Origin of the sequence: Bradyrhizobium nivariense, from assembly GCF_029846695.2 — a bacterium.
GTDB lineage: Bacteria > Pseudomonadota > Alphaproteobacteria > Rhizobiales > Xanthobacteraceae > Bradyrhizobium.
The window spans coordinates 77,090-97,240 of record NZ_JARWCR020000019.1 but is presented as its reverse complement, the minus strand read 5'-3'; the positions used below and the strand labels follow the sequence as shown (position 1 = coordinate 97,240).

The window sequence follows — 20,151 nt, the reverse complement described above, 5'->3', positions numbered from 1 at the left end:
CACAACGTGAGACGGTACCTTTCGCCAGGCGATCGATCCGCTTCTCATCGCAAACGGTGCTCGGTAACGTCGCGCATAACGAGAACAAGCCGTATTCCATGGGAGGACGAATTGGCCCGTTTCGCCGACATCATCACGCAGGTCGCTTCAAGTGCGATCGTCGCATGTCTCTGCCTGAGCACGACGCCGTGCAAGGCGGATTTGCTCGCCGACATCAAGGGGAAGGGCAAGATTCGTATCTCGATCGACCCTGCCGCGCCGCCCTATTCGATCGTCGACGAAAACGGCGAGTATGTCGGCTCCGAGGTCGAGATCGCGAAGAAGCTGGCGAAAGACTGGGCCCTTCTACTCGAACTGGTGCCAACCACGCCCGCAAACCGGATTCCCTTTCTCGTCTCGGGCCGCTCCGACGTCGTCATCTCGACGCTATCGGTAACGGACGAGCGTAAGAAGGTGGTTGACTTCTCCAAGCCGTACAGCGCCATCCAGATCGTGGTGGGCGCGCCGAAGGCGGATAATGTCTCAAAGCTTGGGGACCTCGTCGGCAAGCGCGTCGCCGTGACGCGAGGCAGCACCAATGACGCCGAGATCACGAAGGCGGCGCGACCCGGCACCGAGATCGTGCGGTTCGAGGACGATGCGACGTCGATCACGGCCCTTCTGAGTGGCCAGGCTAACTACTACGCGACGGCCCCCGCCCTGCTCACGACCGTCAACAAGAAGAATCCGGCCATCGCCCTGGAGCCGAAGATCGTCCTCAAGACAAATGTCACCGGGATTGGCTTGAGGAAGGGCGAGGCCGCGCTCGAGGCCGAGCTCAATCGATGGATCGACGCGGGCCTGCGCGACGGAAGCCTGAATGGCATTTACAGGAGCTATTTCGGCATCGACCTTCCTCCCGAGGTGACCGATGCCAAATGACCCTCAAAGGATTTATACCGCGCCTCATCGCTACGATACGGGACGGCTCTACAGCCTCGTCGAGAAGCTCTTTCTCTCGACGGGCATGGGGAACGCTATGTCACGGGACGTGACCGAATGTCTGCTGACCGCAGACATGATCGGACACGCGACGCACGGTCTTGCGATCGCGCCATGGTATCTGGACGAAATTCGCGACGGCGGGATGAAGCTCGAAGGTAGCTTCGAGCTGATCTCCGATCGCGGCGCTTGCGTCGCCTGGCAGGGGCATCGCCTACCCGGACCATGGCTCGTGAACCGTGCAATCGACTGCGCGCTTGAACGCATCGAGAGATTCGGTGTCGTGACGGTGACGATCGCTGAAGGCCACCACACCGGCGCGCTGGCGACCTATCTTCCACGCCTCACTGACAAGGGATTGATGGCGGTTCTGGCGTGTTCCGGCCCAGCCTCTGCCGGAGTAGCGCCCTTCGGCGGCACGCGGCCGATCTTCACGCCGAACCCTCTCTCGGCCGGGATACCCACCCGGGGCGCGCCCATCCTCCTGGATGTCAGTTGCTCGATCACGACCATTAAGCGGTCCACGCAACTTGCCAGGGCGGGACAGCGGTATCCCGGCGCGTGGGCACTCGATGCCGACGGCCATCCATCCGACGAACCTCAAGTGGTCATGAGCGGCGAAGGCTCGTTGATGCCTGTTGGCGGCCTCGACCACGGCCACAAGGGTTATGCGATGGCGCTCCTGGTCGAAGCGCTCACACAGGGGCTTTGCGGCACGGGGCGCAAAGATGCCCTCTCGGGCATCGTCATGAACACTTTCCTGCAGGTCATCGATCCAGCCGCCTTTGGCGGATCCTCAAATTACCTCGACGAAATGACCTGGCTGACGGATGCCTGCCATGCCAACCCTCCGCGGCCGAACATCGACAAGGTTCGCATTCCCGGGGATCAGGCTCGTGCGCGCCTGAAGGACGCGCGGACGGCCGGCGTCCGGCTGGATCAAGCAATCGTCGATGCGCTCGAACCGTATCTTGCCGAAATCGGCGAAGCATTTCCGCCGGCACTTTGATCGATCATCATCAGGAGGGTTGAATGAGGCATTTCGCAAAGGCTCTGACCGCAGCCGTTATTTTGGTCGCCGCCTTGAGTCAGGCAGCGTCGGCCGACACCTTGGACAAGATCAAGTCCGCAGGGGTCATTCGGATCGCGATCGACCTCAGCGTTCCACCGTGGTCTTTCAAGGACGAAAATCTGAACCCGACAGGCTCGGAAGTCGATGCCGCGAAACTGCTGGCATCGGACCTTGGCGTCAAAATGGAGATCGTTTCGACGAACGGCGCCAATCGCATCCCTTTTCTGCTCTCCAACCGGACAGACGTCGTGATGTCGGCTCTGTCGATCACCGACGAGCGCAAGAAGTTGATCGCATTCTCGCTGCCCTATGCCGGCGCCACGACCTACGTCGCCGCGCCGAAGAGCATGGATATCAAGACCTTTGCCGATCTGTCGGGAAAGCGCATCGCGGTGACGCGCGGCACGACCAACGATGCCGATTTGACCGCGGCGGCGCCTCGCGACGCAGAGATCATCCGCTTCGAGGATGAAGCCACGACGATGACGTCGGTGGTGTCGAACCAGGTTGACCTCGTAGCACAGGTGCCGATCCTGGTCGAACTCATCAACAAGAAGAATCCTGCCAAAAACCTTGAACCAAAGCTTCCGCTTCGTACCGCGCCCATGGGCGTCGGCATGCGCAAGGAAGATGCTGAGCTGAAGCAATGGGTCGACGCGTGGGTGAAGACCAACATTGCCAATGGAAAGCTGCAGGAGATCTTCAAGAAGTTCCAGGGCACAGACCTGCCCAGGGAGGTTGTGACGGCTTCCCAGTGATTCCGCATTTCCACGGTGGAGCGAGCGATATTCCATGACATATCATTTCGACTTTGGCGCGGTGCTGGCCCATTGGCCTCTCCTGCTCGAGGGCGTGTGGACGACGCTGCGCCTTACCTTGTTCTCCACAATGTTGGGCATCCTTATTGGCGCCTTTTGCGCAGTGATCCGGACCGGTGGCTCCGCCTGGGCGCGCGCCGTCGTCTCCCTCTATGTCGAGTTCATCCGCAACACGCCCCTGCTCGTCCAGTCGTATTTCCTGATCTTCGGAATCGCCAGCCTGGGTCTCCGGCTGCCGATCCTGGTCGGCGCGACCATCGCCCTCACCGTCAATATCGGCGCTTACACGACGGAGATCGTTCGGGCCGGCATCGAATCGATCCATCGCGGCCAGCTCGAGGCTGCGACGTGCCTTGGCCTGTCGCGTGCGCAGACGTATCTGCACGTGATCATCCGACCGGCCCTCGAACGCGTCTATCCCGCGCTGGCGAGTCAGTACGTGCTCTTGATGCTCGCCTCGAGCATTGTCTCCTCCGTCGGCGTCGAAGAGCTGTTTGGCATGTCAAACCGCATCCAGAGCGAGACGTTCCGCAACTTCGAGATCTTCGTCGTGCTCGGCGTGATCTATCTGCTTCTTGCCGTGCTCGTCCGCACCGGTTTTGCATTGCTGGGACTCGCAATCTTTCCACGCCGCCGCAAGCTCGGTACGCCGCTTTGAGCCAAGGAGACGGCCAATGAATAGCGCCTACATGATCTCGTTGCTCAAGGGACTTTGGGGTACCGTCGTGCTCAGCCTCCTGACTTTCCTCTGGGGTGGCCTGATTGGATTCCTCGTCGGCCTCGCCCGCATCTCCCCGATCAGAATCATTTCGCGATCAGCGGCAGTCTATATCGAGATCATGCAGGGGCTGCCGCTCCTCGTCCTGATGGGTCTGTGTTTCTACGGGCCAAGCATCTTCGGCTACGACTCGTTGTCTGCCCTCGCGGCTGCAACATTCGCACTTACGCTCTACAGCAGTGCCTATCTCGGAGAGATATGGCGCGGCTGCATTCAGGCGGTAGCCAAGCCTCAATGGGAGGCGGCCGAATGCCTCGGCCTCACCCGCTGGCAGCGCATGCGTTCCGTCATCCTGCCGCAGGCCCTAAGGATCGCAATCCCGCCGACCGTCGGCTTCATGGTTCAGATTGTCAAGAACACGTCGATCGCTTCGCTGGTCGTGGGTTATGCCGAACTCTCCTACAACGCCAAGATCATCAACAACGCGACGTTTCAACCGTTCCTCTACTTCGGGATCGCCGCGCTGATGTACTTCGCCATCTGCTATCCGCTCTCGGTTCAGAGCCGGGCTCTCGAAAGGAAGCTCAATGTCGCCAATCGTTGAACTCAAGGACGTCAAGAAGAGTTTTGGCAATCTGGAGGTCCTCAAGGGCATCACGTTCGAGGTGAACAAGGGTGAGGTGGCCGCGATCATCGGACAGAGCGGATCGGGTAAGAGTACCGCGCTTCGTTGCATGGATCGCCTGGAGACGATCCAGGGCGGATCGATGCTCATCTGCGGTCATCAGCTACACGATCCTGATGTCGACCTGAGGGTACTGCGGCGCGACGTCGGGATCGTCTTTCAGAGCTACAATCTCTTTCCGCACCTGACTGTCGCTGAGAACATCATGCTGGCACCGCGCCTGGTCAAGGGCATGACGCAGCGGGACGCCCGGGAAATTGCGAACACGGTGATAGCGAAGGTCGGACTGCGCGAGAAGATCGACTGCTATCCGGAGCAGCTCTCCGGTGGGCAGCAGCAGCGCGTGGCAATTGCACGCAGCCTCGCAATGGAGCCCAAGCTAATGCTGTTCGACGAGGTCACGTCGGCGCTCGACCCCCAACTCACCGGTGAGGTCCTGCGCGTGGTGGAGCAGCTCGCTGCCGACGGGATGACCATGATCCTGGTGACGCATGAAATGGCGTTCGCCCGCAAGGTGGCAGATCGCGTGATCTATATGCGAGACGGCAAGGTCCACGAAATGGGGTCTTCGGACATCCTGCGCGCTCCCGCAACTCCCGAGCTGGCGGCGTTTGTCTCGGAATCAGTGGAACACTAGAGCCGTTTCGGTTCCGATTGAATCGGAATGGAGCTCTCGATTCTTACATTGTTTGAGGAGCTTTGCATGAGCACGAGTCCTCAGTTGACCGCCGGTGCCGCCCGTCTTGGCTTCTCTGCGTCAGCGGGCGGGCGCGTCACCTTGCTCGAGCTGTGCCGCAGCGATCGGGACGAGTTGGCGAAAACTGTGTTGCGTCCGTTTCCGGACGGGGTCGACCCGCCACAGTTACTGCACTGGCCCAAGGGCGGAATCTATCCGCTCATCCCGTACAGCAACCGCGTCAAGGACAGTACTCTTGATTTTCACGGCAGGCGGTACGGTCTGCCGTCACATCCCGACGCCCAGCCGCATACGTTGCACGGACACGCCCACCGCATGATCTGGGAGATGACCTCGCTGACCAAATCGCACGTCACGATGCGATACGTCCATGCGCGAGGCACAGAGTGGCCTTGGCCATTCAGTGCGACGCTGGACATCGATCTCGAACCCACCCGCGCCCGCCTCTCCTTGTGTCTTCGGAACGATGGGCAAACACCGATGCCAGGAGGGATCGGCCTTCATCCCTATTTCCAGCACGACCCGGACGACCGCGTCGCGTTCGACGCCCCGATCGACTGGCCAGTGACGCCGGATTATTGCGCCAATCTCCCCCGAGATCGCGCTTCGCCGGCCGAGGCTGGTCCGTTACCACCCGGCGAGGTGACACTCTATCGCAGCGGATGGCGCGGACTGTGCGTCATCGACCGCGCGAACGGCGACCGGATCGAGATGCGGGCGGATCCGGCATTTTCCCACTTCGTCCTGCATCGACCGTCAAATGCCGAATATCTTTGCGCAGAACCCGTGAGCCACGTCGCCGACGGCTTCAACCTGTTCGCCAAGGGGCACCCCTGCACCGGAACGGTCGTTCTCAAGCCAGAAGAGGCACTGAATGGTTCCGTGACGATCTCGCTCGGCTTGGCAGGAGCCCCCTCCCTATAGCGCAAAACGCTTGCTCACGCTGGCTGTAATGGGATTGTCCTCGATCTCCCGGTGCACACGTCGTGCGCACGCCGCCTTCTAAGGATCGAAAAACTTGAGCTCTCGCTCCAATCCATCATGGGCGAGTTTGAGCTAACTTAAGGAAGGGTCGTCGAAGGAAGTCTAACTGCGGCGCAAGTTGGAGTGGCGTGAGAAGCTGGCGACTAGGTTCAAATCGCGGAACTGCAACCATCTCAAATTGCTGTTTGGGTCAGCGGACTGGGCGGGCGGATCAGTCCGCGCGATACATTGTTGATCTTGCGCCCTGATACTCATCGAGGGCCAGAACGACGTCCTCGCCGCCATTTGGCGCGCCCTAACGACCGTCGGCTATCGGCCGCGGCCGGCAAAGGCATTCGCGGCGAGGCTATTCCCGCGTCAGCGCCGCCACCGGGTCGAGCCGCGAGGCGTTGCGCGCAGGCATGTAGCCAAATGCGACGCCGATCGCGGTCGAAGATGCCACCGCAATGACAATCGCGGTCGTCGAGTAGATCAACCTGAATCCGACGTCGAAGGCGTTAAATACGGCGCCGAAGCTCAGCGCAAAGGCGATCCCCAGCGCGCCGCCAATCAGGCAGACCAGTACCGCCTCGATCAGGAATTGCTGGAGAATATCGGACTGCCGCGCGCCGACCGCCATGCGCACGCCGATCTCGGCGATACGCTCGGAGACCGAAACGAGCATGATGTTCATCACGCCGATGCCACCGACAATCAGGGAGATCACGGCGATGGCGGCGACCAGCAGCGTCAGGATCTGGGCGGTGCTCTGGATGGTGCGGCGGATATCGTCGGTGTTGAGGATGAAGAAATCCTTGGACCGGTGACGGTCCGTCAGGAGACGGGTGACGGCCTGCTCGGCGACATCGGTCGACATCGTATCATTGATCCGGACACTGATGCTGCGCAGGGACAGATCGCCGAGAAAGCGCGCCTGCACCGTGGTGTAGGGCAAATAGACCGTAGGAGTGGCGCTGGATCCAAAGCCACTCTGCTGCTGGCGGGTCACGCCAATAATGCGGCACGGCACCTTGCCGACCAGGATAACCCTACCGACCGGACTGACCGTCCGATCGGGAAACAGTGTCTTGCGCGCGTTGTCGTCGATCACCGTGTCCTGGGCGTAGCTGCGCACGCTGTCCGCGTCGAAGAGGCCGCCCTCGGCAAGCTGCGTGCCCTTGACCTGGAAATAGTGCTCGCCGACACCGTTGACCTGCGCGCTGGCCTCGGTCGCAGCGAAACGCACGGTCGTCGAGGTGGACACTGTCGGCGTGATCGCGGCGACATAGGATTCCTGCCCCAGCGCGCGCGCATCCGCCAGCACCAGCGTCTTGATCTTGGCCGAGCGCGTATCACCAAAGTCCTTGCCGGGAAATATCTCCAGCGTGTTGGTGCCGAGGCTGTTGATGTTGGCGAGCACCCGCTCCTGCGAGCCTGACCCCAGCGCAACCACGCAAACCACCGACGCCACGCCGATGACGATGCCGAGCATGGTCAGAAATGCCCGGAGCCGATGCGCATTCATGGACAAGAGCGCCATGCGCAGTGTTTCCTTGAAGCGGCCGAACGTCGCCCTCCAGCCCGACAGCGACGGTCCGCCGGCCTCTTCAGGCGCCGGCGCATGAGTTGCCGCGGCAACGTCGGAACGATCGCGCGGGTTGGGCAGATCGGAGCACACCTTGCCGTCGCGCAGCTCGATGATGCGCCGGGCGCGGCGGGCCACCGCCATGTCATGGGTGACGATGATCACCGTGCGGCCTTCGGCGTGGATCTCGTCGAGGATGCGCAGCACCTCCTCGCCGCTGCGGCTGTCGAGCGCCCCGGTCGGCTCGTCGGCGAGAATGACGTCGGCGTCGTTGATCAGGGCGCGCGCGATCGACACGCGCTGCTGCTGGCCACCGGAGAGTTGCCCCGGGGTGTGCTCGAGCCGGTTGGCCATGCCGAGACGGCCGAGCAGGCCCGCGGCTATGTCCCGGCGATCGGAGGAGCTGCGGCCGGCATAGATCGCCGGCATCTCCACATTGCCGACTGCGGTGAGCTCGGCGAGCAGATGATAGCGCTGGAAGATGAAGCCGAAATGCTCGCGCCGCAGCGCCGCGAGTTCGTCCATCTCGAGCGAGCCGACGTCACGGCCGGCGATCCGGTAATGCCCGGAGGTCGGACGGTCGAGGCAGCCGAGGATGTTCATCAACGTCGATTTGCCCGAGCCCGACGTGCCGACGATCGCGACCATCTCGCCGGCCGCGATCCGGATGTCGACACAGTCGAGCGCGACCACGGTGGACTCACCCGAGACGTAGGCGCGGCTCAGTCCGTCGAGAACGATCAAGGGTTCGGTCATGTCACGTCCCCGGCGGGGGCGGGAGGGAAGACTTGCTGTGCGGGGCATCGTTGCCACTGACCACCACCCGCTCGCCGGCGACAACACCGCCGCGGACTTCCGTCAAGATCTTGTTGCTGAGGCCGACCTTCACCGTCCGGGTCACGACGGCGCCCGACGAGTCAACCACCCTCACCCTGGCCGTGCCGTCCGCGGCGGTCTCGCCCAGCGCCGCGACGGGAACGGTCAACACGTCGTGCGCCTCGCCGAGCACGACATGCACCTCCGCGGTCATGTAGGTGCGCAAGTCGCCCGCAGGGTTCGGCACGTTGAAGATGCCGTTGTAGTAGATCGCCGACGAGGTGGAAGACGAGGACGAGCTGCTGCTCGACGAGGTCGTGGTCGTCGACGTAAAGCTGCTATCGGTCTTGATCGATTCCGGCGCAGGCTCGATAGATTCGAGTTTGGCTTCATAGCGATGCGCGGGATCGCCGAGGATGGTGAAATAGACCTTCTGGCCGGGCCGGCACCGCACAACGTCGGCTTCGGAGATCTCTGCGCGGATCGTCATAGTGTCGAGCTGGCCGAGCACGACGATGGTCGGCGCCGACTGCACCGCGTTCACCGTCTGGCCCTCCTGGGTCACGATGGAGAGCACGGTGCCGTCAATCGGCGCGACGATGCGGGTGTAGCCGAGGTTGACACGAGCGGTCTCGACCGCAACTTCTGCTTCGATGATCTGGGCGTCGAGCTGTTCGATCTGGGCCTCGGTGGTCTTGACGTTGGCTTCGGCGGAATCATAGTCGGCGCGCGAAGAGGCCTTCTGCGCCAGCGTGGTCTGCTGGCGCGAAAAATTGGCTTCCGCAAGCGCGAGGCTCGCCTCTTTCTCCGCGCGCTGGGCACGGGTGTTCTGGAGCGCGGCCTGGTTGGTCCGCAGCGTGTTCTGCTGGGTCAGGGAGTCGATCTCGGCGATCAGGTCGCCGGCTTTCACCGTCTGGCCGAGCGCGACCTTCAGCGACACCAGACGTCCCGAGGCCTGCGCACCGAGGGCAACCAGCTTGACTGGCTTCAGGGTGCCGGTCGCCAACACATCCTGCTCGATGTTGCCGAGTACGACGGGCGCCGTCACCAGATTGGCGTTCGACTGCGGAAACAGCACGAGCTTTGCGCCCCAACCGACCAGCGCCAGAACCAGGATGGCCGCCACGATGCGCAGGCGCTGCGACGACGAGTTTCGGCGCGGCGGCGCGCCCGGATGCGGCGCGTGGTTCGTTGGGCGCGGCGTCGCCTCCGTTCTCGGGACGCGGTCCCGCCCCTTGATTTCCACCACATCGTTCATGATCGCTCCGATCGATGCTGTCGTGTCCGATTGCGCATCTGCATCATTGTCCCGCGGCCAGGTGTGGGCCCATCCCGGCGTCAACGACCTCCGGCTTGCTGCTGTCGATCGCGCCATCCCAGCCGCCGCCGAGCGCCTTGCCCAGCGCGACGTAGTCCCGCGCCAGATTGGCCCGGCTTTCCAACAGAGAATCCTCTGCGGAGAATTGCGAGCGTTCAGCGTCGAGCACGTCGAGGAAACTGCTCGACCCGCTCTCGTAGAGCGAGCGCGACAACCGCGCCGCATCGCCGTAGCGCGATGCAGCTTCGGACAGGCTACGGATTCTGATGCGCTCCTGGGCGAGCGAGACGACGGCGTTCTCGACATCCTCCAGCGCGGTCAGAACGGCGCTGCGCCAGGCGACGTGGTACTCGTCGCGCTGGGCCTGTGCCACCTCGACGGCGGCGCGCAGCTTGCCGCCATTGAAGATCGGCAGGCTCAACGACGGCCCGACCGACCATCCGATTGTCGAAGTCTTGCCGAGATCGCCGAGCTTGAGCGCGGTCGTCGAGACCGACCCGCTCAGGCTCACATCTGGATACAAGGCAGCCTCGGCCTGTCCAATCTTGGCGGTGTATTGCGCGAGCTGACGTTCGGCCTTGCGCACGTCTGGCCGCATGGTCAGCACATCCGCGGGAATTCCCTTCGGCAACGGCAGGCGCGGCGCCGGTATCGCCTTCGCACGCGCCATGCGCGAGACCAGTGCCGTCGGATCCCTCCCTAGCAGCACGCCGAGCCGATGCACCGCCTCCTTGTAGGAGGTTTCATGCGTCGGGATGGTGGCCTCGGTGCTCGCCGCCTGCGCGACGGCCTTGGCATTGTCGACAGGGGACGCCGAGCCCGCGTCGAGCTTCTTCTGGGTCAGGGCCGCGGTTGCGCGCTGCGAGGCCGCAGTGCGCCGCGCCAGCGCCGCGCGCGCCTGATACCCGCGCGCCTCGATGTAGTAGGACGCGATATCGCCGACCAGCGTCAGCAAGGTCGCGCGCAGATCGTCTTCCGACGCCTGCACGCTATATGACGCGCTCTCCACGGCGCGCCGGTTCGCACCGAACACATCGAGCTCCCAGGACGAATCGAAGCCCGCCTGGAACTGGTTGTACGTGGTGGCGCCGACGCCCTCCGTCGCGACCCCGGCACCGGTGCGATTTGCGGTCGCCGAAGCCGGTCCTGAGATTTGCGGAAACAGCGCGCCGACCGCCTGCCGCTGCAACGCCCGTGCCTCGCGGATGCGCGCCTTCGCGGCGGCGACATCCAGATTGCCCTGGACCGCTTGCTCGATCAGCTCGTCCAGCAAGGGATCGTTGAAGCGCCGCCACCATTGCGCGAGTAGCACGGCGCTCTGTCGTGGCCGCCTGCTCGCGTCGTCGCTCCAATGCGTCCGCAGCGCGATCGTCGGGCTCAGATAGTCCGGCCCGACGGCACAGCCGGCGAGCATCGACATGACAAGCGGAAGCGCCATGAAACCAGCCGTCCTGACAATGGCCTTCATCATAACCTGGCAAATTGATCGATCATTGGCTGCTCGCCGGCGCGCCCTTGTCGGACCATTCCGGCGGCGCTCCCAAGCCTCTCGCCACCATTCCGACCACTCCGGGATCGCGGCCAAACGCCTCGCAGGCCTCGTATTTCGGCTTGCCTCCCAGGGACAATCCGATCCTGTCAAACGATGGCAAGCCCGGCGCCTTTCCGAACGGCCATTCTCCGGTGTCCAGCATTTGGCTGAAATCGGCGGCAAACGAGCCGGCGAGGTCGTAGGCGTCGCCTGCGGTGGACACAGTCGGCGAGTTCGTGAAGGAATTGGCGCCCCGCGCCCAGATCATTGCAGCCTGCTGCCGACCGGTACCGTCCTGCGCCTCGGCTTCCAACGACAGAGTGCCCAGCCCGATCGGCAGACGGGGGATCGGCGCCGGCACGCCGAGTGCGGCCGGCACGGCCGACACCACCTTCGAGGCGCCGGCAGCCACCTCATTGGTTGGCGCTGCCTGCGTCACCAGAACGTGTGTCGTCAGGTCCGCCGGCTGATCCGGACCGACCACCCGAAACCGTTCGCTCAGGCCAACGCACAGCGCACGATCCACGGCGTTGGCCACCAGGACGCGCTGCTGCTGCGACAGCGTCGGCGATGCCGCCTTCGAGAAGGCCGTCGGCACGATCCGCACGGTCTTGGCCGCGAGCACATCGTCCTTGCTGACGCGCACCAGCGATTTTGCCAGCACACCGTCGGACGGCGCCATGTTGTCGTAGGACGACAACGAGCCGCCCTTGGTCAAGGGCGCGCTGGCACAGCCCGATAGAGATACGACCGCCAAAAACGCGAGAACAGAGGGTGGGGTCGGCGCGCGACCATACGGCGCGCGCGCGGCGCGCAATTCTCCAATATCGGGGTTCATCAATGCCCCCGCACGACCGTAACAATCAGCCCCGCGTCCAATGTCGACCGTCGCGCCAGCACGTAGCAGACGGGCTCATCGCAGTGCCGCGGACGTGTCCCCCCTGCGACAAGGCGACTTGAGCGGAAAACAAACACGACCGGCATGATGTCCTCGGATATCGGGACGGCACGATAGGATGGGGGCGGATGACCTTGGATTAAGTGATGTTACAAAAAATTACGGTGATGGAGCTCGCCTATTGTTTCGACTTGGATTGTCCAGGACGGATTCGTCGCGCTGTTCACAATTTGAAACACTTCACGCCCTGCTCATCCGCCGTGAATCTCCTACGGTGTTGCGATGCCACCTCATCTCAACACGGCGCGCGCCTCAGCCCGCAACATCCGCACACATTCGGCACCACGTACCGCTGCGTCGAGGGTCCGAGCCTGCCTGATGGCGCTTTTCCAGCGATTGGCGCCGCAAAGCATCACCGCCCAAATCACCGGTCTTGTTGCCGTCTCGGTGGTGCTAGGGGTCACGCTGCTGGGAGCCATCCTCTGGTTTCTCTACGATCCCCCCGCTCGCGATGACAGCCCGATCTATACGGCCGCGCGTATCACCGAGATCACGCGGCTGGTGCGCGCGGCGAAAGATGCGACGGAGGCCGACGCAATGTTGGCCGCAATCCAGCGCGGCGGTCTCGAGATCAAGCGCGTCCCATTGGCCGCTCTTGTTCCGATCAAGGTCGATGCCTTATCCTCCCGGCTCGCCACGCATCCTCTGGAGGCACACCGCGATATCGAAATCCTGAGTGAGCTCGGAGATCCAGTGGGCCCACCATCGCAGATCATCACCCGGCTCGATGACGGCCATGGCCTGAGGTTCAATCTCGCCATCAAGACATGGCCGATGTTCGTCCCCCCAACCGCCCTCCTGTTGATCATCGTCGTGTTCTCCGCGCTTCTGATGTCGATCTATGCCGTGCGCTGGGTCGTTGCGCCGCTGGCGGCGGTTGCCGCCGCAGCGACCTCCTTTGGGCACTCGCCGCAGGCCAATGATGCGCTGAGCCCGCGTGGCCCGCGCGAGATCATCCAGGTCACCAACGCCCTCAACGAGATGCGGACCCGCATCCGCACGCTGCTGGACGACCGTACCCGTATGCTCGCGGCCATCAGCCATGATCTGCGCACGCCGCTGACACGGCTACGGCTGCGGGCCGAGCAGATCCAGCAGGACAATCTGCGCACGCCGATGCTGCGCGACATCACCAAGGTCGGCCGCATGCTCGACGATACCCTGGAATATCTCCGGGATGATGCGAAGTCGGAGCCGCAGACGCGCGTCGACCTTCCGAGCTTTCTGCAAACGATCTGCTCCGATTTCTCCGACATGGGCCACGGGGTGACCTATGCCCGTCCGGATCGCCTCTCCTACGCCTGTCATCCCCGCGCCCTGTCGCGCGCCGTCACCAACATCGTCGAGAATGCGGTCAAGCATGCCGGCACGATCAGCGTCGGCCTCGGCATGAACCATGACCGCGCGATCGAGATCGACGTTTCCGACGACGGCCCGGGCATCCCCGACACTTTGCACGACAAGGTGTTCGAGCCCTTCTTCAAGGTCGACGACGCCCGCAGCGAGAACAACAGCGGTTTTGGCCTCGGACTGTCGATCGCACTGGAAATCATGAAGCGGCATGGTGGCCGCATTGAGATGCGGCCGAGAGAGCCTGTCGGCCTCCAGGTGCTGATGGTGCTGCCGGCTGAGACGTCTCTCCAGACCGATGAGAGCCGGGGAACCTGCTCGGATCTCTAGGCGCCTTCCCGACGCGCGATCAATGCGTCAGCCTCGATCACCACGAACAGCATAGCGCGCGCCAGCATTGCTAGCGCCTGAGCCGCAACTCCACCGCGCCATCCGTGTAGGCGTCGAGGCCTCCGGCAACCTTGACGAAGCGATGGCATTTGACGCCGATGATGGTGATCGTGATGCAGATGTCTTCACCGTTGATTGCCCAGTTCGCCGACACTGTCATGGGCCCCTCAAACGTCCCAGTGCCATCCGGATTAAAGGTCACTCTGGCCTGGCGGCCGCCCTCCCTCATCGCGGCCCAGGGCCTGGAATCCGCAAGTATCCTTGCGGCCTGGGCGGGACGCAGGAATTCCCGCTCCGCCTGGGCCCGCACGATCCCGCCGGACGGCGTGAGCGCAGTCGCGATTGTCGCCGCCACGCGCATGGCGCGCACTATTTTGATGATTGTCGGCCGCATGTTCGGTCATCCTTGCTCGGCATTTTGCAGGCAGTTGATCGTCAATTGTGTGCGACGATCTGTAATGCCTCGATAGGCCGGCCGGATAAGCCGCGAATTTCGGATTATTTCATTCTGTCACGTCTGGTCCCGCGGACAGCAGGGGACACAAAATCGTAGTAGACAGGCGACTGTTACACATTGTTACGAGAAAAGGCTTGAGACGGTCGAAAAACCGAAGGATGCCTCGATCATGTCGGCTCCCCATATCCTCATCGTTGACGACGATCCGAAAATTCGCTCCGGCCTGGCCAAGTTCCTTGGACAGCAGGGTTTGCGCGTATCGGTTGCGAGCGACGGCAAGCAGTTCCGGGAAAAGCTCGCGACGTCCAAACTGGATCTGATCGTGCTCGATGTCATGCTGCCCGATGAGAACGGCCTGTCGCTCCTGCGCCAGACACAGGGCGAGAACCCGGTCCCGGTCATCCTTCTGACCGCCGTCGCCGAAGAGACCGATCGGGTGGTCGGTCTCGAGCTCGGCGCCGAGGACTACATCTGCAAGCCGTTCGGTCTGCGCGAACTGCTGGCACGCATTCGCGTGGTACTGCGACGCCAATCCGCCGTCGACGTCAGCAAGTCCGCCAAGCTCTCGACGGTCTTCGTGTTCGCCAGATGGACTCTGGACATCCGCGCGCGGACGTTGAAATCCCCGTCGGGCGCGCTGGTCGAGCTTACCTCCGGGGAGTATGATTTGCTCCAGGCCTTTGTCGAGCATCCGAACCACGTGCTCAATCGCGACCAACTGCTGGACCTGGCGCGCGGCCGCACCTCGACATCGGTCGATCGCACCATCGACGTGCAGGTCATGCGGCTGCGGCGCAAGCTGGAAGAAAACCCGGAAAACCCGACGCTGATCAAGACGGTGCGGAATGGCGGCTATATCTTCACCCCGGTCGTCGACAACGATGCCACCTAAGGAGCACGCCCTGAGCTGGATTCGGCGTCCCGGGATTGGCCGCCGCATCGCCGCCGCCATGGTCCTCAGCCTGCTGGCGATTCAGGCCCAGGCCGGCCTTCAGGTCTGGCTGTTCTCGGAGCCGCAACTGCGGATGACCGGCGCGCGATGGCTTGCGGAGCAGACCAGCAGCCTCGCCAGCGAGATTTTCGCGCAGCCCGTTCCGGATCGCGAGGCCAAGGCAAAGCAATCCAGCTCGCTGCTGTCTGTGACGTGGTCGAGAGAGAAGCCGATCGACACGTCCAACGGACCGGATCCGACCTTCGCCAGGCTGAGCGCGACGGTCATGGCTGCACTGGGCAACAGCGTCCACACAGTGGAGGTGTACGACGCCGGATTTTCGGTTGGAGGCCCATTTCGAGCCATCAAGACCGAGGTCGTGCCTTCGTCGGTCGGCCCCTCCCTCGGTGCCGCGCCACTGACGTCGGGCGAGCCGGACATTCTCGTGCCGGCCAGCCTGCGGATTGTCGTGCAGGGCGCCGATAATTCGTGGGTCGGCGTATCGTTTGCCGAATCGGTCGGCGGGCTGAGCCATGCCTTGCCGCTGCTTCCCCTGATCGGTGGCGGCCTGATCATCGCGCTCATCTCGACGCTGCTGGCGCGCCGGATCGTCGCGCCGCTGGACAGGCTGGTCGAAGCCGCGGACCGGATCGGCAAGACGCGGGATTTCGTCGCGGTCTCAGATCAGGGCCTCTACGAGTTCGGCGTCGTCGCCAGAGCCTTCGAGGACATGCAGCGGCGCCTCCTGTCGTACGTCAAGGAGCGTACGCAGATGCTCGCGGCGATCTCCCACGACTTCAGATCGTCGCTGATGCGGATGCGCATTTCCGCCGAGCAGCTCGACGCCGACGACGAGCACAACGCCATCATGGCGGAGATCGCCGACATGACCGCGATGGTCGATACCACTCTCGCCTTCGCAAGCGGTGAAACCACCGAAGCAACCACCCAGCCGATGGATCTGGCCGCGCTCCTGATCAGCCTGGTCGACGAAGCCACCGACAACGGCCATGATTGCAGCTATTCCGGGCCCGATCATCTCGAAATCGTCGGACGCCTGATCCCGCTCAAGCGAGCTTTTCGCAATCTGATCGACAATGCCGTAAAATACGGCTCGCTGGCCCGCGTCAACTTGAATGTCGACGGCGAACATATCGAGGTCAGCATCAGCGATGATGGGCCCGGCATCCCCGATGACAGGACCGAAGAGGCGATGGCACCTTTCCGACGGCTGGACCAGGCCCGAAGCGCAAAGATTCCCGGAACCGGTCTGGGGCTCACGATCGTGCGCGACGTCGTCCTGAGCCACGGCGGGTCAATCGGGTTCGGAAAAGACGATAGAAGCGCGTTTACCGTAGCGATTTTTCTGCCAAAATAAGCGGCCAAACATTCCGATGCTTGGCGGCGAATATCGTCAAGCGCTGGCGTCGACGCCCTGGAGCGAATTCACATCGGACGTAAACTGATATCCACCATTGCGGATCGTGCTGATGAGCCCGCTATCGGTCTCCGCCAGCAATTTGCGTCGCAATCGGCTGACCAGCACGTCGATCGACCTGGCCGACTCGTCCGTCGCCCGTCGACGATCCATAAGATCGAGCAATTGAGGCCGCGACAGCTTCCGTCCGGCCCTCGCAACGAACGCGGCCAGCAGGTCGAACTCGGCTGACGTCAACCCGAGCGACGAGCCGTTCGATCGCGTCACGCGCCGTTCCTTCACATTCAACACCAATCCTGCGAATGAATAGGTGTCGGAGGATCGACGGTCGCCGCGGTCGATGATCCGCAACCTCGCCTTGATGCGGGCGACGAGCTCTTTCTCGTCCACTGGCTTTTCGATGCAATCATCCGCGCCGAGCTCGAGCCCGACGACACGGTCGATCGATTCGCCGCCCGCGGTGAAAAGGATGATGGGGACCACGACGCCCTTCTCGCGTAACCTCCGGCACGTCTCGAGCCCGGTTCCATCGTCATTGGCAGCGTCGAGCACAACCGCGTCGACCGTGTTCGCCTCGAGTTCGTAAGCCGCGTTGCGTCCCCGACTGACGGCCGTCGTCGTGAACTGATGAATCGAGAGACAGGCGCTCATCGATCGTCGATCCGCTGGGGTACCAGAGACGAAAAGAATGTGGGGCAGTCGCTTCGACATCGCACCAGTTGCAAGGTTTATCGCGCGGCAACATAGCCTTTCGCAGGCCCGGCCTGATGAGCGGCGTGTTCACTTGTGTAACAAACGATTTCAACCATGCCGTCGCGCCGCCGGACGAAATTGGCGCAGCCGTCACTTCATGTCTTGTTCAGCTCGATTGCAACCTGTGAGACCCAAGCAGCAGAAGACCATCCGGCCTCACGAGGTCTTCGTGGTGGACGGTGAAGTGGCAATGCCTTCTGGACCAAGATCGGCGCCGCGTTCGAGCACAAGAATAGCAAGAGCTCAACATTCTGCTCACCGCGACGCCGGTAAGCGCCGCCTCCTGATCCGCGAGTCGAAGCCGCAAGAAGCGCACTAGGACGTTCCAACGACCAGAGCGATCTTGGCTCCGGCCTTCCGAATTCGCCTAGCGGGGTCCGAAGGTTGCAGTCCCCGGCAGCTTGTATGAAGATCAATTATCGATCCGGGCCGCACTTCACTACTGTGGGCCGCAGCGTCATCCCAGGCTGCATTGCCGGACCGTGGTTATGCACTACCCTAAAGCGTATCCCGGAAGAACGTTTGACGAGCGACGAGCCTGCATTGGTCGGATACGAAGGTATGCAGTCCCAGTTCGTCGGACAGCGCCTTGAAGGCGGTGATGCCGCGCACGGAGTTACCGTTCCGGTCGAGGCGCCCCAAATGTATTGGGTCCGATTCAGCCGAAACGCGGCTGGTAGCGGGAGACCGCTACCGCTTTTCCCCACACGACGCAAATCTTCGATATTTCCTCCGATCGTCCGCCTAAACTCTGAAACTCAGCGAATGGTAGGTTCAAATCGGGGACATGCATCCATCTCAAATTGCTTTTTCAGGCGGTGGCTTGCGGGGTCATCGCGTCCCGAACGCAGTGAACATCTTCTAAGTTGTTGAGTTTTCTTGCTGTGGCGGGCACCTCCGTCCCGTTTCGTTCACGCTTATTTCAGCCAATTCGTTGCGATTTCATTGCGGCGTTCTTGAAGGAGAGTGGGACTCGATGAGGCATAGGCACCTTTGGATGCGGGGCGGGATCTCCGGCCGAGGTTAACCGAACTGAAGGACCACCCTCGCTCGGTTATGTGCTGAGGGACGTAAGCGCAACGGCACCACGACGCTGTTTGCAGCGCTCAACATGCTGGAAGGCAAGGTCATCGAGCATGCATGCCACGCCATCGGCACCGGGAGTTTCTACGCGTTCTCAAGCTGTTGACCAACAGACCGCCGATGGTCTCGACCTTCACCTCATCATCGACAACTATGCCACGCACAAGACCCCGGCCGTGAAACGCTGGCTCAAGGCACATCCGCGCTTCCACCTTCACGCCCACCTCGGCGTCCTGGCTCAACATGGTCGAGCGCTTTTTTGCCGAGATCACCCGAAACAGCATCCGCCGCGGCGCCTTCAAGAGTGTCGCCGAGTTGACAGGGGCCATCATGCAATACCTGGAAAACCACAATGACGATCCCAAACCCTTCGTCTGGACCAAATCTGCGCGCCAAATCCTCGAAAAAGTCGCCCCGGCGAAACAAGCGTTAGTGTCACAACACTAGGTAAGAACCGATTCGATCACCAATAGGGCACCTCACCGATTCTTCTGATCTACCCCGACTAATGGACATCGTCAGACCGGCCCGGCTGGTCCGGTTCGTGCCAAAATTCCGCGACTGAGGCGCGCAATTAAACACGGCGCGCCCACTTCCACGCGTGTCCTCTAGGAGCCGTGCGAAATTCGCATGCGCTTAGCCTCGGCTAACACAATACCACGTAACCAAATGCTCGCCGGGTCGCTGTTATGCAGGGCCGGCCACTGGATCGCCTCTGTAAATGCCGGAAGCGGCACCGGTAGCTTGACGATCCGCAGTGGCATCGTCTTTGCGAGGTACAACGCAAGACGCCGGTGCATGGTCGCAATACGCTCGGTCCCAAGTAGCAGCTGCGGGATCATGCTGAAACTCTGTACGGCGACCTCGATACGCCGCTTGATGCCGTGCTCTAGCAGCAGCCATTCCTCGATCGATGGCTTTCGTGTCTTGCCGAACCGGGTCGTCACGTGCCCCATCGACATGTATTTTTCGAACGTCAGCTTGCCCGTCAGCTGCCGGTTCGAGCGACAGCCAACGCAGACCATGGTCTCGTCGAACAATTTCGTCTTCGGGTGGCCCGGCGGCATGAATATCTCGGGAAAGATCAGGAAATCGATCTCGCCCCGCCGCAGCGGCTCGTCCGGCTGATCGTCGAACGGCAGCAGCTCGAAGCTAACGCCGGGCGCGGCCTGCGCGGCCTGCTCGATGATCCTGCAGAAAAACACGATGGTCATGAAGTCGGACACGACGACACGGAAGCATCGGTCGGATTTCGCGGGATCGAACGCCTCCCGGCTCGCGATCGTCAGCTGGATGTGAAGCAGCGCCTCGCGCATCGGCGCGGCGAGCGATTCCGCAATCGGCGTCGGCACCAGTTTCCGCCCACGCATGATGAACAGGTCGTCCTTGAAATAGGTTCTCAACCGTCCCACCGCCGCGCTCATCGCCGGCTGACTGAGATTGATTTTGCGCGCTGCCGCCGTGAGGTTGCGCGCGGTCAGCAGCGCGTCGAGCGCGACGAGCAGGTTCAGGTCGAGGCCGTTGAGGCGCATGCGGTCTATCCATCCGAGACGTGGATGCCTCCCATAGAAACAATCGATTTTACTAATGCCAATCAATCCCACAAG

General features: G+C 62.4%; 17 protein-coding genes and 1 pseudogene. 11 read left to right on the top strand and 7 right to left on the bottom strand.

What is annotated here, in order from left to right; all coding sequences use genetic code 11:
- The first annotated feature begins 111 nt into the window (after positions 1 to 111).
- The 7 genes from QCM77_RS18020 to QCM77_RS17990 all read left to right on the top strand — a co-directional run bounded on the left by QCM77_RS18020 (position 112) and on the right by QCM77_RS17990 (position 5,895).
- The gene (locus tag QCM77_RS18020; protein ID WP_279684424.1) at positions 112 to 921 is read left to right on the top strand and encodes a transporter substrate-binding domain-containing protein; all 810 of its coding nucleotides are present in this window, start codon (positions 112 to 114) and stop codon (positions 919 to 921) included.
- A complete protein-coding gene (locus tag QCM77_RS18015; RefSeq protein WP_279684423.1) occupies positions 911 to 1,990 on the top strand; it encodes an Ldh family oxidoreductase in 1,080 nt (359 codons plus the stop codon). The genes QCM77_RS18020 and QCM77_RS18015 overlap by 11 nt, the downstream gene beginning before the upstream one ends.
- 23 nt (positions 1,991 to 2,013) lie before the next feature.
- Positions 2,014 to 2,811: a transporter substrate-binding domain-containing protein gene (locus QCM77_RS18010; RefSeq protein WP_279684422.1), complete on the top strand. Its 798-nt coding sequence runs from the start codon at positions 2,014 to 2,016 to the stop codon at positions 2,809 to 2,811.
- A gap of 34 nt (positions 2,812 to 2,845) precedes the next feature.
- Positions 2,846 to 3,529, top strand: coding sequence for an amino acid ABC transporter permease (locus QCM77_RS18005; RefSeq protein WP_279684421.1), 684 nt, complete (start codon positions 2,846 to 2,848; stop codon positions 3,527 to 3,529).
- 16 nt (positions 3,530 to 3,545) lie between these two features.
- A complete protein-coding gene (locus tag QCM77_RS18000) occupies positions 3,546 to 4,193 on the top strand; it encodes an amino acid ABC transporter permease (protein ID WP_279684420.1) in 648 nt (215 codons plus the stop codon).
- Positions 4,177 to 4,911: an amino acid ABC transporter ATP-binding protein gene (locus tag QCM77_RS17995; protein WP_279684419.1), complete on the top strand. Its 735-nt coding sequence runs from the start codon at positions 4,177 to 4,179 to the stop codon at positions 4,909 to 4,911. The genes QCM77_RS18000 and QCM77_RS17995 overlap by 17 nt, the downstream gene beginning before the upstream one ends.
- A 66-nt stretch (positions 4,912 to 4,977) precedes the next feature.
- Positions 4,978 to 5,895, top strand: a complete 918-nt coding sequence (locus QCM77_RS17990; RefSeq protein ID WP_279684418.1) for an aldose epimerase family protein — start codon at positions 4,978 to 4,980, stop codon at positions 5,893 to 5,895.
- Between the two features lie 406 nt (positions 5,896 to 6,301).
- Here QCM77_RS17990 and QCM77_RS17985 read toward each other — a convergent pair whose 3' ends face one another.
- From QCM77_RS17985 to QCM77_RS17970, 4 genes are read right to left on the bottom strand one after another with little or no spacing between them, the layout of a single operon-like run.
- A complete protein-coding gene (locus tag QCM77_RS17985) occupies positions 6,302 to 8,275 on the bottom strand; it encodes a MacB family efflux pump subunit (RefSeq protein ID WP_279684417.1) in 1,974 nt (657 codons plus the stop codon).
- A 1-nt stretch (position 8,276) separates the two neighbouring features.
- Positions 8,277 to 9,593: an efflux RND transporter periplasmic adaptor subunit gene (locus QCM77_RS17980; RefSeq protein WP_279684416.1), complete on the bottom strand. Its 1,317-nt coding sequence runs from the start codon at positions 9,591 to 9,593 to the stop codon at positions 8,277 to 8,279.
- Positions 9,594 to 9,636: 43 nt separating this feature from the next.
- Positions 9,637 to 11,091 (bottom strand): efflux transporter outer membrane subunit, encoded by a 1,455-nt coding sequence (locus QCM77_RS17975; protein ID WP_462804332.1) that lies wholly within the window; start codon positions 11,089 to 11,091, stop codon positions 9,637 to 9,639.
- A gap of 52 nt (positions 11,092 to 11,143) precedes the next feature.
- On the bottom strand, positions 11,144 to 12,022 hold the full coding sequence (locus tag QCM77_RS17970) for a DUF3313 domain-containing protein (RefSeq protein WP_279684414.1): 879 nt from the start codon (positions 12,020 to 12,022) through the stop codon (positions 11,144 to 11,146).
- Between the two features lie 438 nt (positions 12,023 to 12,460).
- Between QCM77_RS17970 and QCM77_RS17965 the strand changes: the two genes are divergently transcribed.
- Positions 12,461 to 13,822, top strand: coding sequence for an ATP-binding protein (locus QCM77_RS17965; protein WP_279684413.1), 1,362 nt, complete (start codon positions 12,461 to 12,463; stop codon positions 13,820 to 13,822).
- A gap of 70 nt (positions 13,823 to 13,892) precedes the next feature.
- Here the strand turns inward: QCM77_RS17965 and QCM77_RS17960 are convergent, their stop codons facing one another.
- On the bottom strand, positions 13,893 to 14,276 hold the full coding sequence (locus tag QCM77_RS17960) for a hypothetical protein (protein ID WP_279684412.1): 384 nt from the start codon (positions 14,274 to 14,276) through the stop codon (positions 13,893 to 13,895).
- 232 nt (positions 14,277 to 14,508) lie between these two features.
- Here QCM77_RS17960 and QCM77_RS17955 point away from each other — a divergent pair, with 232 nt between their 5' ends.
- Together QCM77_RS17955 and QCM77_RS17950 are read left to right on the top strand one after the other, a co-directional pair.
- Complete coding sequence (locus tag QCM77_RS17955; protein ID WP_347882382.1) at positions 14,509 to 15,231, top strand: response regulator; 723 nt, start codon at positions 14,509 to 14,511, stop codon at positions 15,229 to 15,231.
- Positions 15,221 to 16,648, top strand: coding sequence for a sensor histidine kinase (locus tag QCM77_RS17950; RefSeq protein WP_279684411.1), 1,428 nt, complete (start codon positions 15,221 to 15,223; stop codon positions 16,646 to 16,648). The genes QCM77_RS17955 and QCM77_RS17950 overlap by 11 nt, the downstream gene beginning before the upstream one ends.
- Before the next feature lie 36 nt (positions 16,649 to 16,684).
- Here the strand turns inward: QCM77_RS17950 and QCM77_RS17945 are convergent, their stop codons facing one another.
- Complete coding sequence (locus QCM77_RS17945; protein WP_279684410.1) at positions 16,685 to 17,419, bottom strand: response regulator transcription factor; 735 nt, start codon at positions 17,417 to 17,419, stop codon at positions 16,685 to 16,687.
- Between the two features lie 1,114 nt (positions 17,420 to 18,533).
- Between QCM77_RS17945 and QCM77_RS17940 the strand changes: the two are divergent.
- A pseudogene (locus tag QCM77_RS17940) lies at positions 18,534 to 18,991 on the top strand (IS630 family transposase); the annotation flags it as partial.
- Between the two features lie 161 nt (positions 18,992 to 19,152).
- On the opposite strand, the gene QCM77_RS17935 reads toward QCM77_RS17940, so the two are convergent.
- A complete protein-coding gene (locus QCM77_RS17935) occupies positions 19,153 to 20,076 on the bottom strand; it encodes a LysR family transcriptional regulator (protein WP_279684465.1) in 924 nt (307 codons plus the stop codon).
- Between the last annotated feature and the right edge of the window lie 75 nt (positions 20,077 to 20,151).